This window comes from Luteibacter aegosomatissinici, assembly GCF_023078495.1.
Lineage (GTDB): Bacteria > Pseudomonadota > Gammaproteobacteria > Xanthomonadales > Rhodanobacteraceae > Luteibacter > Luteibacter aegosomatissinici.
Genome location: NZ_CP095742.1, coordinates 216667 through 232916, shown reverse-complemented (window position 1 = coordinate 232916; position 16250 = coordinate 216667). Strand labels below are relative to the sequence as shown.

The 16250-nt window shown below is 65.0% G+C and carries 16 protein-coding genes; 5 read left to right on the top strand and 11 right to left on the bottom strand.

Annotated elements, in window-relative coordinates:
• The first annotated feature begins 165 nt into the window (after positions 1-165).
• Genes L2Y97_RS01025 through L2Y97_RS01015 form a run of 3 tightly spaced genes read left to right on the top strand, consistent with a single transcriptional unit; the run spans position 166 to position 4245 of the window.
• Complete coding sequence (locus L2Y97_RS01025; RefSeq protein WP_247431816.1) at positions 166-729, top strand: RNA polymerase sigma factor; 564 nt, start codon at positions 166-168, stop codon at positions 727-729.
• Positions 726-1745 carry a FecR family protein gene (locus L2Y97_RS01020; RefSeq protein ID WP_247431813.1) on the top strand — a complete coding sequence of 340 codons (1020 nt, stop codon included), beginning with the start codon at positions 726-728 and terminating at the stop codon, positions 1743-1745. The genes L2Y97_RS01025 and L2Y97_RS01020 overlap by 4 nt, the downstream gene beginning before the upstream one ends.
• 28 nt (positions 1746-1773) lie before the next feature.
• Positions 1774-4245: a TonB-dependent siderophore receptor gene (locus tag L2Y97_RS01015; RefSeq protein ID WP_247431811.1), complete on the top strand. Its 2472-nt coding sequence runs from the start codon at positions 1774-1776 to the stop codon at positions 4243-4245.
• Here L2Y97_RS01015 and L2Y97_RS01010 read toward each other — a convergent pair.
• The 6 genes from L2Y97_RS01010 to cyoA all read right to left on the bottom strand — a co-directional run bounded on the left by L2Y97_RS01010 (position 4233) and on the right by cyoA (position 10094).
• On the bottom strand, positions 4233-5156 hold the full coding sequence (locus tag L2Y97_RS01010; RefSeq protein ID WP_247431808.1) for a DUF535 family protein: 924 nt from the start codon (positions 5154-5156) through the stop codon (positions 4233-4235). The two genes, L2Y97_RS01015 and L2Y97_RS01010, sit on opposite strands and share 13 nt — an antisense overlap.
• Positions 5157-5193: 37 nt before the next feature.
• Positions 5194-5967, bottom strand: coding sequence for an SURF1 family protein (locus tag L2Y97_RS01005; protein WP_247431805.1), 774 nt, complete (start codon positions 5965-5967; stop codon positions 5194-5196).
• Positions 5964-6365 carry a cytochrome o ubiquinol oxidase subunit IV gene (gene cyoD / locus L2Y97_RS01000; protein WP_247431802.1) on the bottom strand — a complete coding sequence of 134 codons (402 nt, stop codon included), beginning with the start codon at positions 6363-6365 and terminating at the stop codon, positions 5964-5966. Before cyoD ends, L2Y97_RS01005 begins: the two co-directional genes overlap by 4 nt.
• Positions 6362-6988 carry a cytochrome o ubiquinol oxidase subunit III gene (cyoC, locus tag L2Y97_RS00995; protein ID WP_247436964.1) on the bottom strand — a complete coding sequence of 209 codons (627 nt, stop codon included), beginning with the start codon at positions 6986-6988 and terminating at the stop codon, positions 6362-6364. Before cyoC ends, cyoD begins: the two co-directional genes overlap by 4 nt.
• A gap of 1 nt (position 6989) precedes the next feature.
• Positions 6990-8963, bottom strand: coding sequence for a cytochrome o ubiquinol oxidase subunit I (gene cyoB / locus L2Y97_RS00990; RefSeq protein ID WP_247436962.1), 1974 nt, complete (start codon positions 8961-8963; stop codon positions 6990-6992).
• Positions 8964-9029: 66 nt separating this feature from the next.
• Positions 9030-10094: a ubiquinol oxidase subunit II gene (gene cyoA, locus L2Y97_RS00985; RefSeq protein ID WP_247431799.1), complete on the bottom strand. Its 1065-nt coding sequence runs from the start codon at positions 10092-10094 to the stop codon at positions 9030-9032.
• 150 nt (positions 10095-10244) lie between these two features.
• Here cyoA and L2Y97_RS00980 point away from each other — a divergent pair, with 150 nt between their 5' ends.
• Positions 10245-11597: an MFS transporter gene (locus tag L2Y97_RS00980; protein WP_247431796.1), complete on the top strand. Its 1353-nt coding sequence runs from the start codon at positions 10245-10247 to the stop codon at positions 11595-11597.
• Between the two features lie 192 nt (positions 11598-11789).
• Entirely contained in the window at positions 11790-12854 is a 1065-nt protein-coding gene (locus L2Y97_RS00975; RefSeq protein WP_247431793.1) for a bifunctional transcriptional activator/DNA repair enzyme AdaA, read from the top strand.
• On the opposite strand, the gene L2Y97_RS00970 is transcribed toward L2Y97_RS00975, so the two are convergent.
• From L2Y97_RS00970 to L2Y97_RS00950, 5 genes are all read right to left on the bottom strand, one after another.
• Positions 12844-13830 carry an NAD-dependent epimerase/dehydratase family protein gene (locus L2Y97_RS00970; RefSeq protein ID WP_247431790.1) on the bottom strand — a complete coding sequence of 329 codons (987 nt, stop codon included), beginning with the start codon at positions 13828-13830 and terminating at the stop codon, positions 12844-12846. The genes L2Y97_RS00975 and L2Y97_RS00970 overlap by 11 nt on opposite strands.
• 7 nt (positions 13831-13837) lie before the next feature.
• Positions 13838-14383, bottom strand: a complete 546-nt coding sequence (locus L2Y97_RS00965; protein ID WP_247431787.1) for a DUF2058 domain-containing protein — start codon at positions 14381-14383, stop codon at positions 13838-13840.
• 46 nt (positions 14384-14429) lie between these two features.
• Positions 14430-14855, bottom strand: coding sequence for a fimbrial protein (locus tag L2Y97_RS00960; RefSeq protein ID WP_247431784.1), 426 nt, complete (start codon positions 14853-14855; stop codon positions 14430-14432).
• Between the two features lie 35 nt (positions 14856-14890).
• The gene (locus tag L2Y97_RS00955) at positions 14891-15433 is read right to left on the bottom strand and encodes a fimbrial protein (RefSeq protein WP_247431781.1); all 543 of its coding nucleotides are present in this window, start codon (positions 15431-15433) and stop codon (positions 14891-14893) included.
• Positions 15434-15657: 224 nt separating this feature from the next.
• On the bottom strand, positions 15658-16218 hold the full coding sequence (locus L2Y97_RS00950; protein WP_247431778.1) for a TMEM175 family protein: 561 nt from the start codon (positions 16216-16218) through the stop codon (positions 15658-15660).
• Positions 16219-16250: the final 32 nt, after the last annotated feature.

The window sequence follows — 16250 nt, the reverse complement described above, 5'->3', positions numbered from 1 at the left end:
TCCGTCACCCCAGGGCTGGGGGCGGATGCGAGCACCCTGGGGTGCCCATTTCAATTTTCCGGAGCTGGCACGTCTAAGGGTTTCGCCGGTGCGGAAACCGGGATGCGTCCCTGCCCGTACGTACTCCGGTTCCGCACCGTGCGACCCTATATCCGGAACACCCCCATGAACGCGGTACCCCAGACGATGGACCCATCCGAGGCGACCGGCGCGCCCCGCGGACGACGCGCCGACCAGGTGGTCGCGCTGTTCCGCGAGCACAACGCGGCACTGGTCGCGTTCCTGCGCGTGCGGCTGAATTCGCATGCCGATGCCCAGGAAGTGGCCCAGGAGGTGTACCTGAAGCTGCTGTCGCTGGACGAATCCACCAAGATCGACTCCCCGCGCGCGTTCCTGTTCCGTGCGGCGGCGAACCTGGCGGTGGACCGGCTGCGCATGCGCAACGTGCGCGCCGCGGCCCCGGTGGACCCGGAGCACGACGACTGGCACGTCACCCCCATCCCCGAGCAGCACGCCTCCGCCCTGCAGCAATGGCGGGACATGCGCGAGGCACTGGATGAGCTGCCGCCCAAGACCAGCCGCGCCTTTGTCATGCATGTGATCGATGGCCGTGATTTCGCGTCCGTCGCCAAGGAAATGAACCTGAGCGAGCGCATGGTGCGCTACCACGTCGGCCATGCGCTTGCGCATTGCCGTGACCGCAGAGACCGTGCGGAGACCCCCCGATGAGCCCTTCGACCTTTTCCCCCGGCCAACGTATCGAGCACGCTGCCGCCGAGTGGTGGTCCCGCCTGCGCGACCCCGCCGTGCCTGACCAGGCCATCGCCCAGTGGGCTGCATGGCTCGAGGCGGACCCGCGGCATGCCGCCGCGTTCGACCGCGCGAGCGCCCTGGCTGAAGCCGCCGCTGCCCTGAAGGGTGACCAGCGGGCCGACCTCCTGGCCAGGTTCGCTCCCCCCGCCAGCACGCCCCGCCGGGGTCCCGCACGCGCCACGCTGGCCCTCGCCGCCGGGCTGGCCGCTGTCGTCGTCCTGGGTGGGGGGCTGTTCCTTGCCTACCGGCATGGGCCCGATGCGCCACGTGCGTATGCCAGTGAGCGCGCCGGGCACCGCGATATCGACCTGCCCGATGGCTCCAGCATCGAACTGGGCGGCGCCACCTCCGTCACCGCCCGCTATGGGCGCGATATCCGCGCCGTGGACCTGGATGCCGGTGAGGCTTTCTTCCGCGTGGCCCATGCAGAGCGGCCCTTCGTGGTGACGGCAGGGCCCCTGCGCATCCGCGACCTGGGCACCGCCTTCAACGTGCGCCGTACCGGCGACCGGGTCACGGTGGCGGTCACCGAAGGCCGCGTACGCGTCTCGCCGTCCGCCGACGAAGGCGACGGCGGCACCGTGGAACTGGGCGCGGGGCGTGAAGTCTCATTCGACCCCGAGACCCGCGCGATGCGGATCCTCGATATCGACCCGGTGACGGCCACGGCCTGGCGCGACCACCGGCTGGAGTTCGTCAACGAACCGCTCTCATCCGTGCTGGAGAACATCAACCGTTACAGCGCGCGCCCGATCCGCGTGGCCGACCCGGCCCTGTCGCGCCTGACGTTTACCGGCACGGTCCAGGTCGATACCATCGACAGTTGGGTGGCGGCGTTGCCACGCGTATTCCCTGTCCGCGTGGATACGTATGCCGACCACCTTGAGCTAACGCGACAAACATCCATGGCGCGGAGTCCAAAGCCGCGCTGACCCAATCGAAGTCTTGGGGCCGCAGGTCTTGCAGCACACCGTTCGCGGGCGCCGGCGCGTAACCACCGGCGCGCTCGCGCTTGCGTTGGTTCTGGCGCTCCGCCCGGCCCAGGCCGGTGAAGGATCGCCCGCCGGCGAGGCGGGTTCCGTGCTGCCTTTCGCCATCGCGCCCCAGCCGATGGCCACCGCCCTGCTCGCGTGGGGCAAGCAGGCCAATGTGCAGGTCCTCACCGCGTCGGGCGCCATCGCCAACTGGCGCTCTTCCGGCGCCAAGGGCCTGCTCACGGCCGATGCGGCCCTCGATGAACTGCTTGAAGGCACCGACCTGGAGCGCGAGTCGTACGACGCGCATACGGTGGTAGTCCGTCAGCGGCAACAACCGGGCAATGCCGTGCCGGCACCGGCAGATCCCTACATCGCCTTTGATCCGCATTCCGTCACGCCCCTCGCCACGGTCGATGTGCGCGGCATCCTGGCTGACGACGGCTTCAAGGCCGACACCTCGCGCACCGCCACGCGTACCGAAACAAATCTTACCGACGTGCCGCAATCGGTCAGTGTCGTCACACGCGAGGTCATCGCATCGCAGCAGGCCGTAAGCATCGGCGATGTCGCCCGTTACGTGGCGGGCGTGCAATACGTCGATGGTTACGGCGGCTCGCCCTTGTTCCTTATCCGTGGTTTCGACGCGGGCAATGGCATGACGGATGGCATGCCAAACGGCATCGCGCGCATCGAAGATCTCCCGCCGCTGATTGGCATCGAACGGGTGGAAGTGCTGCGCGGCCCGGAAGCCATCCTGGGTGACGCATCGCAGAACAACAACTTCGGCGGGTCCATCAACGTAGTGATGAAGCGCCCGCAGGCCGAAACCGTGCGCACGCTCACCTGGTCGGCCGGTGAATACGATGGCGCGCGCGTCGGCCTGGACCTCGCTGGCAAGGCATCGAACGATGGCGCGTGGACCTACCGCCTGGTGGCTGCTGGCCAAACCGCCGAACGCACGCAGCAGGGGCACGGGAATGGCCGCGGGGCCTACCTTGCGCCATCGTTCGCATGGCAAGGCGCCGATACGCGCGTGATGGGCGGACTCGAGTACGTGGATAACCGCGTGCCGGGCCCCGAACACACGGTGCTGCTCGGGGCCTCGCTATCGACGGCATCGCCTTACCGCGACCTGCCGGACGTGCCCGACGATTACTCGACGTACCGCACCACCCGTGCGGTGTTCGAATTCGACCACGACTTCAGCGATGACTGGAGTTTCCACAGCCAGGCGCAGTACGTTCGCCAGCACAGCGATGGCCGCAACTGGTCGTACACGGCATCGGGCTATAGCAGCTACCTCGTGCCCGTAGCGCGGAGCTTCCGCTATCAGGGCAGCTACTGGACCTGGCAGAACGACCTGCGCACGACGTTCACCCACGGCGATACATCGCATACGGTGTTGCTGGGCTTCGATGTGGCGCGCACGCACGCGGGCGACAGTGGAGGCGGCAGCACGGTGGAAACCCTGGACACGTCCGATGTGGATCGCGATGCGCAGATCGTGACACGTCCCATCGCCTTCGACCTGGCGACGGGCACGCGCATGTCCGCGAAGTACAACTCCCTGGTTGCACCGGTCACGACCGTGCAGAACCTCGGTGGTTCGTGGCAAACGAACGCCGGCCTTTACCTGCAGGACCAGGTGGCGATCGGCGAACGCTGGAACATCCTGGCGGCCGTGCGCCGCACCACGTACCAGCTGGATACGCACTACGAAGATGGGTTGCCGCGGCGCCAGCGCAAATCGCGCTGGGTGCCCAAGCTGGGTGTCGTGTACAAGCTCACGCCCACGGTCGCCCTGTACGCCGATACCGCGGTGGGCTTCCAGCCCGACCCGCTGCTTGGCAAGGATGGCCAGCCGCTTCCGGCGGTCACCTCACGACAGGTGGAACTGGGCGGCAAGTTCGACCTGTTCGATCAGCGTGCGCGGCTTACCGCGGCCCTCTATCGCATTCGCGTCGATCACAGCGTAGACCTCGTGTCACCGGAGCCACCCTTCTTCGCCACCCCAGGGCCGGGCCAGACGAACCGTGGCCTGGAGGTGGAGTTCAGCGGCAACATCGCTCGCGGGTTCGACGTGCTTGCCAGCCTGACCGAAACGCGCATCCACAACAACGACGACACACGCCCCACCGGTACGCCGAAGCACCAGGCGGCGGTGTGGGCCAGCTACCGCTTTGGCCAGGGCCCGGTGCAACCGTGGGGCGTTGCGGCCGGCATCCTTGCGCGCAGCCGCAGCCTGGGCCGTACGAGCGTGGATGGCCAGTACTTCGGCATCCCCGGGCAGGCCAGTGTCGAGACCAACGTCACCCGTTACGGCGAACACTGGCGCGTGACGCTGGGCGTGAAGAACGTGTTCGCGCGCACCCTCTACGCGGTGAACTTCGATGACACGTTCGTGCCGATTCGCCAGGGCCGTACGGTGTTGCTCACCGGCTCCTACGATTTCTGAAAGGCCTTGAGTACGACTTCGCAGGCTTCCCGGCGGAACGCATCGCGCGATGGCCGACCGGTAGGCAGGCCCAGCACCGGCACTTCGTAGCACCCGGCAGCGCCCACCATGCCCCCGTGACGGCGCCAGAACCGGTCGTACGCCGTGGGCGTCACGCCGTCACGGCGATCGAGCGGGTGCGCATCGGCCGATACGCCACGGATCCGCTCGATCCCGTAGTAGGTCGCCATGGCCCGGATCACCGCCAGCAGCAATTCTCTTGGATGCAGGCCACCCGTGGCGCGGGTGAACCCGGCGATGGCGGCCCGGCCCAGGTAGGCCCACGAGCCACGCATGGCACCGACGAGCAGGCCCTCGTTTCCGGCGAACGTGATGGCGCAGGACGAAATCACTTCCTTGTCGCCGTTCAACAGGAAAAGCCCGAGCTCTCCGCACTGCTCGCTCTCGGGAGCGCGGGCATGCAGGTACGCCAGCTCGCCATTACCGAGGGGGAGCGTGGCCAGGCGGACGTCATGGCCCTTGAGCAGGCGCAGGCGGAGGCGCTCGGGAAACTCGCGCGATACGAAGCGGTAATGCGCTTCGATGATTCGCGCCCGCGCCACGAGGTCGAAGCGGCGCGAGATGTAATGGGGTTGCCAGCGCTCATACAGCGCCGGGTTGGCCTCGGCGGCCTCGCGCATATCGCGCGAGCGGCCCACCAGCCGCAACCAGGCTGCCTGGCGCGGCAGTGCACGCAAGGTACGCCACAGGTAACGCACCCGGTTTTCGGTCGGGGGCAGCCGGTGGCGCTGGGCGGCGCGGCGGCGCAGGTGCGCCAGCACCAGCCTTATCCCGCCGGCATCGGCGGAGGGCGGGGACCAGGCCAGGGGCAGGTCGTGGAGCGTGCGGCTGGGTGGATAGCGGGACGACATACCCCCTAGACGGTTGGGGGCTCAAAAATTGAAACGCCTACCGGCGCTTACGTTCATCCCGCCAGACGACCCACGCGCCCACGAGGGTCAACAGGGCCAGCGCATACCAGGTCAGGGCGTACTGCAGGTGGTTGTCCGGAAACGCGATGACGGTCAGGCCGCCCACCGGGGCGTCGCTGCCATCGGTCCGTCCCGGCGCCGAGGCGGCATCGGCATCCACGAAGTACGGCGCGGCATCGGCCAGGCCCTTGGCCTCGGTGATGGCCGCCACGTCGCGCGAGAACCAGCGCTCGCCGGCTGGGTCGTTCTTTTGCAGGAACGCTCCCTTGGGCTCGGTGACGCGCAGCAAACCGGTGACGGTCGTATGGCCCGTGGGCCCGGTTGGGCACGTGGCTTTGCCACCGCACCATGAGGGCGTGACGAAACCGCGGTTCACCAGCACCACCTCGCCGTTATCGCGGCGAAGCGGCGTCATAAGCCACGAGCCCAGGCCCAGCTCGGTGCTCGCGCGCACGCGAACACTCTTGTCCTCGAGGAAATCGCCCGAGAGCTTCACTCGCCGATACTCGTCGCCCTCCGCACTGACCTGCGGCCACTGGCCGCGGCCTGGTGCATCCACCGGCTGGGCGTGCACGCGCGCATCCACGCGCGCGATCAACTCGTGCTTCCACGCACGGCGGTGCACCTGCCACGTGCCCAGCGCGAGGAAGGCGGCGAATACCACGGCACCGAACAGCGCCAGCAGGCCCAGAACGAAGACGCCGCGCGGAGAGCGCGGCGTTTCGTGGTTTGTTGCGGGTGATGCGCTCAAGGCAGGTTCTTCACCTGCTGGCTCATGTCGTGCGACATGCCCGGCATCATGTTGGCGTTCATGTGGAACATGACCCAGATCGAACCACTCAGGGTAATGACCACCAGCACCAGGGTGAATATCAGCGCCAGCATGTTCCAGCCGCCCTGCGATTTCGTATCCATGTGCAGGAAGTAGATCATGTGCACCACGATCTGGATGGCGGCGAACGCCAGCAGGATCACGGAAAGCGTGCGCGTATCTGGCACCACCTTGCCCATCACCAGCCAGAACGGGATGGCGGTGAGCACCACGGCCAGGAAGAAGCCGAGCATGTAGCCGCCCAGCGTGCTGTGGCTGACGACTTCGTCGTCGTGGTGGTCGTCGTGGTGATCGTGCGATTCAGCGTGCGCGCTCACGGCAGCACTCCCATCAGGTAAACGAAGGTGAAGACGCCGATCCAGACCACATCGAGGAAGTGCCAGAACATCGACAGGCACATGATGCGGCGCTTGTTCGGACCGGTAAGGCCATGCTTGCCCACCTGGAACAGCAGCGTGATCAGCCAGACGATACCGAAGGTAACGTGCAGGCCGTGGGTGCCGACCAGGGTGAAGAACGACGACAGGAACGCGCTGCGCTGCGGGCCCGCACCCTCATGGATGAGGTGCGCGAACTCGTACAGCTCGATGCCCAGGAACGCCAGGCCGAACAGGCCGGTGATGATGAGCCACGCCATCATCGTGCCGCGGCGGTTCTTCTGCATCTCGAGCACGGCAAAGCCGTAGGTGATCGAAGACAACAGCAGCATGGTGGTGTTGAGTGCCACCAGCGGCAGTTCGAACAGATCCGCACCCGAGGGGCCGCCGGCGTAGCTGCGGCCCAGCACGCCGTACACGGCGAACAGGCAGGCGAAGATCAGGCAGTCACTCATCAGGTAGATCCAGAACCCGAGCAGGGTTCCGTTCTCCGGATGGTGATCCTTGGTCATCCAGAACTGGGTCTGGTTTTCCGCGACGGCCGCGGACGGGGTAGCGTGCATATCAGACATGGGCGGCAAGCTCTTCCGTACGGGCGGTCTCGGTACGCTCCACCACGTCAGCGGGGATGTAGTAGTCGCGCTTGTAGTTGAAGGTATGCGTGATGGCGCTCACCAGGATGCCGAGGAACGACAGGCCGGCGATCAGGAACATGTGCCAGATCATCGCGAAGCCAAAGACGAAGGCGAACGCGGCGATGATGAAACCGGCAGCGGTGTTCTTCGGCATGTGGATCGGCAGGTAGCCCTCGGTGCGACGGGTAGCGTTGCGCTCCTTCATGTCCCACCAGGCATCCGCATCGTGGATGAGCGGGGTGAACGCGAAGTTGTATTCCGGCGGCGGCGACGAGGTGGCCCACTCCAGGGTGCGGCCGTGCCACGGATCACCGGTGACATCGCGCAGCTTCTCCTTGTTCTTGATCGAGACGAAGATCTGGATCAGGAACGAACCGATGCCCAGGGCGACAAGGCCGGCGCCAACGGCAGCGATCTGGAACCAGATCTGCAGCGACGGGTCCTCGAAATGGTTCATGCGGCGGGTGACGCCCATGAAGCCCAGCACGTACAGGGGCATGAAGGCGACCCAGAAGCCGACCAGCCAGAACCAGAACGAGCACTTGCCCCAGAACGGATCGAGGCGGAAGCCAAAGGCCTTCGGGAACCAGTAGTTGATACCGGCGAACAGGCCGAAGATGACGCCACCGATGATCACGTTATGGAAATGCGCGATCAGGAACAGGCTGTTGTGCAGCAGGAAGTCAGCCGGCGGCACCGCGAGCATCACGCCGGTCATGCCACCGATCGTGAACGTGACCATGAAACCCACGGTCCACATCATCGGCACATCGAACTTGATGCGGCCGCGGTACATCGTGAACAGCCAGTTGAACAGCTTCGCACCCGTCGGGATCGAGATGATCATCGTCGTAATGCCGAAGAACGAATTGACGCTGGCACCCGAGCCCATGGTGAAGAAGTGATGCAGCCACACCAGGTACGACAGCACGGTGATCACGACCGTGGCGTACACCATGGAGGCGTAGCCGAACAGGCGCTTCTGGCTGAACGTGGAAACCACTTCGGAGAAGATGCCGAACACCGGCAGCACCAGGATGTAAACCTCGGGGTGGCCCCAGATCCAGATCAGGTTCACGTACATCATGGCGTTGCCGCCAAAGTCGTTCGTGAAGAAGTTGGTGCCGGCGTAACGATCAAGCGCCAGCAGCACCAGCACGGCCGTCAGGACCGGGAAGGCGGCGACGATCAGCACGTTGGTGCACAGCGAGGTCCAGGTGAAGACGGGCATCTTCATCATGGTCATGCCCGGCGCGCGCATCTTCACGATGGTGGCGATCAGGTTGATGCCGGAGAGGGTTGTTCCCACGCCGGCCACCTGTAGTGACCATATGTAGTAGTCGACACCGACATCCGGACTCTGCGCCAGGCCGGAGAGCGGCGGGTAGGCCAGCCAGCCGGTGCGGGCGAACTCACCCACGAACAGCGAGGCCATCACCAGCAGCGCGCCGGAGACGGTCATCCAGAAGCTGAAGTTGTTGAGGAACGGGAAGGCCACGTCGCGCGCGCCGATCTGCAGCGGCACCACGTAGTTCATCAGGCCCGTCACCAGCGGCATGGCCACGAAGAAGATCATGATCACGCCGTGGGCGGTGAAGATCTGGTCGTAGTGGTGTGGCGGCAGGAAGCCCGGGTTGCCGTTGAAGGCGATGGCCTGCTGCATGCGCATCATCAGCGCGTCGGCGAAGCCGCGCAGCAGCATCACGATGCCCAGCACCATGTACATGATGCCGATCTTCTTGTGATCGATGCTGGTGAACCACTCCTTCCAGAGGTAGCCCCACAGCTTGTACTTGAAGAGCAGGCCCAGCACGACCGCGCCGCCGAGGGCGACGCCCGCGAACGTGGCGAGCAGGATGGGCTCGTGATAGGGGATGGCCTCGATGGTGAGGCGTCCGAAGATCAGTTTGGCTAGATCGGGCGTATTCATTACCGGACTCGGCAAGCTTAAATCGGTGGGGGCGACCGCTTAGAGCGGGCGTCCGGCGGGCGTCATGGCTTCACCGGTGGCGCCGCGGGCGGCGCACAGGGCGCCCACGTAGCGGCGACCATCATCGTTCAGGCCAAGGCGCGAGCGTGTGGGGGCATCCAGCGAGGTCACGTTGTACGTGCCCACGATGCCCTGTCCGCCGGCCTTGTCCAGCGCCATCATGTCGCTGGAGCACATGCGGTTGGCTTCGACGCAACGATTGAGGATGCGGTCGTACAGGCCTTCGGCCACCGAGCCGTAGTAATGCACGGGCTCGCGCTCGCTGGGCTGTTCCAGCTTCAGGTAGTCGTCGCGATCGAGTGCATCGCCGCTGGCCTTGGCCTTGGCCACCCAGGCGTCGAAATCGGCATCGCTCAGGCTGTGGAAGCGGAAGCGCATGTCGGAGAAGCCCGCGCCGCTGTAATTGGCCGAGATGCCTTCGAAATCGCCGGTCTTGTTCATCACGGCGTTGAGCTTGGTCTCCATGCCCGGCATGGCGTAGATCATGCCGGCCAGGCTGGGGACGAAGAAGGCATTCATCACGTTGGAGGCCGTGATGCGGAATTCGATCGGGCGATCGACCGGGGCGGCCATCTCGTTCACCGTGGCGATGCCCTGCTCCGGGTAGATGAACAGCCACTTCCAGTCCAGCGCCACGACATCGACCACCAGCGGCTTGGTGCCGGCGGCAATGGGGCGGCCCTGGCTGATCTGGTCAAGCGGGCGGTACGGGTCCAGCTTGTGCGTGCTGGTCCAGGTCACCGCGCCCAGGGCGATGATGATCATCAGGGGGGCCGACCAGACGATCAGCTCCAGGACCGTGGAGTGGTTCCAGTCCGGGTCGTAATCGCGCTCCGCCGCCTTGCTGCCCGCGCGGTACTTCCAGGCGAACAGCAGGATGAGGAAGATGACCGGGACGATGATGATCAGCATCAGCACCACGGAAATGAAGATCAGGTCCCGCTGCTGGCGGGCGACATCACCCGAGGGGGAGAAAAGGACGGCGTCACAGCCTGACAAAAGCAGGGCCAGGGCGGGGATCAGCAATCCGCGCAACATCTTCATGGACATTCGCATGGTGGGAGCTACCGTGGGGACCCGAAAAAATACGCCGAAATTCACGTCAGGACCATAGGACACTTTGTCCCATGGGATCCAAGCCAGACGCCCCCGCCGGGGGTATGCTGTACCCAAGCACAGGAAGGGAGTTGTTCGATGTCGAGCATTTCACACGCCCCTCACAACGCCGTTGACGTCGCTGAAAACGATGTCCGGCGGCAGCACCAGGCAAGCCATGCCGCGGTGGCTCCCAACGAGATCGCCGTAGGGGTGGTTATTGGCCGAGCCTCTGAATACTTTGACTTTTTCACGTACGGCATCGCCTCGGTGCTGGTCTTCCCGTCGGTCTTCTTTCCCTTCCTCAACCAGGTCGATGGCATCCTCCTGGCCTTTGCCATCTTCTCCTTCGCCTTCATAGCGCGGCCCTTTGGTACCACGCTGTTCATGGCAATCCAGCGAAATTTCGGCCGCAGTACCAAGCTGACCGCCTCTCTGTTCCTTTTGGGCACTTCCACGGTGTGCATCGCCTTCCTGCCGGTGAACCACACGGGGGGCTACACCGTCATCTTCATCCTCGGGCTGCTCCGGTTCTTGCAGGGCATTGCGCTGGGCGGCTCCTGGGATGGCCTGCCCTCCCTGCTGGCCCTTAACGCCCCGAAAAACCGCCGCGGCTGGTTCGCCATGCTGGGCCAGTTGGGCGCCCCGGTGGGGTTCCTCATCGCCGGCTCGCTGTTCCTGTTCCTCAATACCCAGCTGTCCCGCGAGGATTTCCTCGACTGGGGCTGGCGCTTCCCGTTCTTCGTGGCATTCGCCATCAACGTGGTGGCCCTGTTCGCCCGCCTGCGCCTGGTGGTCACCGAGGAATACACCCAGGCCCTCGAGGAATGGGTGCTGGAGCCGATCGGTACCATCGACCTGATGCATGCCCAGGGCTACAACCTGTTCATTGGCGCCTTTGCCGCCCTGGCCAGCTATGCCCTGTTCCACCTGGTGACGGTGTTCCCGCTGAGCTGGATCGCCATCAGCCGCTCGCAAGACATCAATAACGTATTGATCGTGCAGATTATTGGTGCGTTCGTGGCGATCCTGGCCACGGTGGCCTCGGGCGTCATCGCCGACAAGATCGGCCGCCGGAACACGTTGGGCACCATGGCGGCACTCATCGGCCTGTTCGCCATCGCCACGCCGTTCCTGCTCAATGGCGGCCGCCTGGGCCAGGATACGTTCCTGGTGGTGGGCTTCGCCCTGCTCGGCCTCTCCTACGGCCAGGCGGCCGGCACGGTCACCGCCAACTTCGAAAAGCGCTTCCGCTATACGGGTGCCGCGCTGACCACCGATTTCGCCTGGCTGATCGGCGCGGCCTTTGCCCCGCTGGTGGCGCTGGGCCTGTCCCAGCGGTTCGGGCTGGTGGCCGTCAGCGCCTACCTCCTCTCCGGCGTGGTCTGCACGTTGCTGGCCTTGCGCATCAACAAGGCGCTGGAAACCGAGCGGGTGAAGCCAGCCGCCTGAACCAGGGCGAAAGATCCGCCGAGAGGGGTCCCCTCGATACGGGGACCCCTTCTTTTTGCCGAAATACAAAGCATGATTTGTATTTTCGTTTTACAGCTCAGGGGCTGTAAGCCTGAAAAAGGGACACCGCAGGCGTGGAATGGTCGCCCGATTCGCGGCGCCACGATGCCTGGCCTCCGGTACCCTGTCCGCATGCTTTTCGACCTGCCTGACCACGACGTTCTTTACCGCGCCCTGCTGGAGCGCGACCCGGCCTACGACGGCCACGTGTACGTGGGCGTGACCAGTACCGGGGTGTTCTGCCGGCTCACCTGCCCCGCCCGCAAGCCGAACATCGAAAACACCCGCTTCTTCGACTCGGTGGCCGGGTGTTTCGAGGCCGGGTTCCGGCCGTGCCTGCGCTGCCGCCCGCTTGACCCGATCGGGCAACGGGAGCCGGTGGTCTCCGCCCTGCTCCGCGCCCTCGAGGATGAGCCGGAACGGGTGTGGTCGGAGGATGACCTGGTGGGAATGGGTTATGACCCCTCGACCGTCCGCCGCACCTTCAAGCGCCAGTTGGGCCTGACCTTCCTGGACATGGCACGCCTGCGCCGTGCGGGACGAGGCCTGGATGAACTCGGCGCCGGCCAGCGGGTGATCGATGCCCAGCAGGCGGCGGGTTACGCATCAGGTAGCGGGTTCCGAGATGCCGTGGTGCGCCTGCTGGGTGATAGCCCCGTTCATTTGCGCGGCCGCGAGCTGCTGAAAGCCGCCTGGATCCCTACGCCCATCGGCGACATGCTGGCTGTGGCCGATCACCATGCCTTGCACCTGCTCGAGTTCTTCGACCGGACCGGGCTGTCGGCGGAACTGAAAAAGCTGCGCGAGGCTACCCGTTCCGCCATCACTTTTGGCCGCACCCCGGTCATCGACCAGATCGAGGCGGAGCTTGCCGCCTACTTCGCTGGCACCTGCCAGGCGTTCACCACGCGGCGGGTGCTTCATGGCTCGGCGTTTACCAAAGCGATCTGGGATGAACTGGTAGCGATCGCACCAGGAACGACCTGCAGCTATGCCGAACTGGCCGCCCAGGCCGGCCGCCATACCGCCGTGCGCGCCGCGGCACGCGCCAACGGCGCGAACCAGCTGGCCATCGTCATCCCGTGCCACCGCGTCATCGGCGCGGATGGCTCGTTGACGGGTTATGGCGGTGGCTTGTGGCGGAAGGACTGGCTGCTCCGCCACGAGCGCAAGGTGCGGGCCGGGCTTAAGGCGTGACCGGGTACGGCCCGTGCGCGAACACCTCATCGTGGTAGCCCTTGGCCCCGATGGCCAATGCCATGGGACTGCGGAACTCCTCGCCCCTGCGCAGGCAATCCAGCACGAAAGCGAAGTCTCGCTTCGGCCGCCAGCCCAGTTCATGTACCGCGCGGCTGCTGTCGTAGACGCGATCGAGCGAGGGCAGGAGTTTCCAGCCCTGCGCGGCATAAAGCGCATCAACATCGGGGAATAACCGGCGCACCACGGCGGGCGCATCGGCGCGTAGCGCGGCCACGTCGACCCGCGTGAACGGGGGTGGAGCCGAGACGATGTAGCGCCCGAAGCGAAGGGCCGGGGCCTTGTCGATCGCCAGCAGATGCGCGGTCACGATGTCATCGATATCCGCACGGCGGTACAACAATTCGTTCGCCTGCAGGTTGGCCGTGCCGTATTCGGCACGAACACCCGCATTGTCATCATCTTCGGGAAAGAAGCGCGAGGTTCGTAGGACGAGCACCGGCAGGCCATCCTTTCGGGCCACAAGCTCGCACATGCCTTCGGCCGCAATCTTGGTGGCGCCGTAGATGTTCTTCGGGATAGGCGCCACATCCTCGTCGATCCACGCCGCCGGTTCGCCAGCGGCGGGCGAGAGCGCCGCGCCAAAGGCACTGGTGGTGCTGGTGAAGACAAACGCGCCCACGCCATGCGCCACAGCGGCCTCGAGCAGCGCAACGGTACCTGCCACGTTCGTATCCACGAACTGGCGCTTGCTGTGGGTGGCGACGTGGGGCTTGTGCAGGGTCGCGCTGTGGATGACTGCCGTCGCGCCGGCCATCGCATCGCGCACGAACGCTTCATCCGCGATCGAACCCACGTGATCGGTGAACGCGGAGGGCTTGATATCCACCCCGCGAACGGCACGCCCCTGCTCGCGCAGCCGGCGGACCATTGCCTCGCCCAGGTGGCCGGCACTGCCGGTGACAAGAATCGTCATTCGCGCCTCACCACATCAGGTCGTCGGGAACGACGAACTGTTTGTAGAAGTCATCGTCCTCATCGGCGACCGGTGCCGGGTCGCCCTCCTTGTGGCCGTGGTCGAGCGCGATCAGTTCGGGCACGCGTGCGTGGACCTGATCCGCCGCGGCGCGGGGCAGCAGTTCGAAACCCTCGCCGTGATGAACAATGGCAAGCGCGCCGGCCGCGAGCTGGGCGCGTTGCGCCTCGCTGACCAGCACGCTGCTGATGCGGTCGCCATCGGTAAAGCGATATGGCACTTCACCGTCGCGCTTGATCTTCTTCGCGTCGACGATCTGGCGGACCTGGGCGCGGAGTTCTTTCGCCCTGGCTTCTGCATTGCGCTCGGCCGCCAGCGCGCGGTCGCGCTCCGCTCGCTCGGCCTGGAGCTGACGGGCATCGACCTTCTCCTCATCCGTCGCGACCGGCGCCTTACCCTGGCGCTGCTTGGCCTGGTCGCGGACGATCTTGGCGGCCTTGTCTTTCTTGACGAGGCCGGCTTTGAGAAGTTGTTCCTGGAGGGGGTTGCGCATGAGAGGCCTGCGGTCGTGCCGTTCGAGACTCGCAATGATATCCCGGTCAGAGGTATTCCACCTCGACGCGGACCGGGCGATGGAAGGTCCCGCCACGGACCGTGGCCCTCGTCTCGCGCAAGCGCACGTTGAAATCGTACGTTTCGCCGGTTCCCAACGCGTTGAGCGGCACCGGCATGCCAGGCGCCATGGTGCGCTTGTCCTTGGTTCCCAGCTCAAGGGCCACATTCTGCGGCCCCGTAAGCGTAAACCAGCCGGGGTGCCCGGGCTCGGCATCTCCCGTGACCCCAAACGTAAATTGCGCCACAAGGCCCACCGGGTCGGCGCAGGAGCCAACCTGCAGCGAGAACGGCAGACATAACGGGTTGCGTTCATAACGACGCTGGCATCCGTTGGCGCGGCACAAACGGTCGCTACCGCCACGCAAGCCGCGTGCAGCATGAATCTGCTCATCATGGAATTGACCTTTCATTTCGGCCGTCGGCATGCCGACGGCCGAACCCGCGATTACGGGGCTTCGTAGTTGATCGTGTACTTCACGCGGCCCTGCGCGTCACCGGCGCTGATGGCACCGGTGCGCTCGAACGATGCGGCGTGATAGATCGTCGCGACATTGCCGACCACGGTCTTCTTGATAACCTTGTCGTTCAGCCACGCATTGATCTTTTCGCCGTCCTCGTTAAAAAGGCGAATGTCCACGCCGGTGGCAGTGCCGCCGGTGACGCGCACGAGGCCCGTGTCCGGGTTGACGGTCGCGCCATCCGCATCGAACGCCGCCCAGACCTTGGTATCGTCCTGGCAGCTCGGCTCACCGCCAATCTTGATCTTGAAACCGGTCTGGCCCACGTTGTCGCCGATGTTGGCAAAGTCTCCGGCACTGACGGCGCCGAGGTCGACCGCGAAATTGGGGCCACCACTATCGTTGCCATCCACCGAGCACGTCACGTTGGTGATCTTGCCCGTAAAGGAGATGGTGCCGGTTTCCGCAAACGCGGCCGGCGAAGCGAGACCCGCAACAAGCAGGGCAGAACTAAAAATCTTGAGGTTCATCCAATCAACCTTTCTCAAAGTTACGCAGTTCAACGGCCCACCATGGACCGCCGGCCTGGGGCGACACGGGTCACCCCGCACAGCACGCAGCCGGGCCCGACTACGCGAGCGCTGGAGAAAGTTTGTCGGATTACCCCTACAAAGTTATATGGAAGTTTCCTCAAAAATCAGACTTTCTTTGAGGAAAATCGGCGAGACGATAAAACGACAATTGGCAGAAATTCTCAAACCAAAGGTGTCGTCGCTGTGGTTCGGCGCCGAATACCACCGCGTGCGAACCAGGTCACGATCACGGGCATCAGCACGAGCGGCACGTTACTCATCCCCGGGATCCAGAACGCAAGGATGAACGACAAGGTCGACATCAAGGGAAGCGCGAGCGTCCTCCGCTTCATGGCAGCGACATCCTCATCCCGCACGCCCTCGGCGATAAACGGCGCGCGCAATGCGGTACGGAAGAGCCGCCATTGCAACAGCCCCGCGATGAACAGGTTCAACGAATAGAACATTTCAGGCACGCGCTCGGTCGGGTGCGTACTCATGAGCGCGGATGAGAACGGCATGAACGCGACCGACATCAGGAGTGCCAGATTGCGCCACACGATGGCGGGGTCGAATCGCTGCAGCATGCCGAAGACGCGATGGTGGGCGGCCCATAGCGCGCCGACCACGACGAAGCTGAGCAAGTAGCCGAGAAAATGCGGCACCAGGTGTGCCAGTGCCTGAAGCCAGGCATCGTCGCCGCCCCCTGGCACGTCAGGCACGTGGATCTCGATGACCAGCAACGTGATCGCGATAGCGAATACGGCATCTGAAA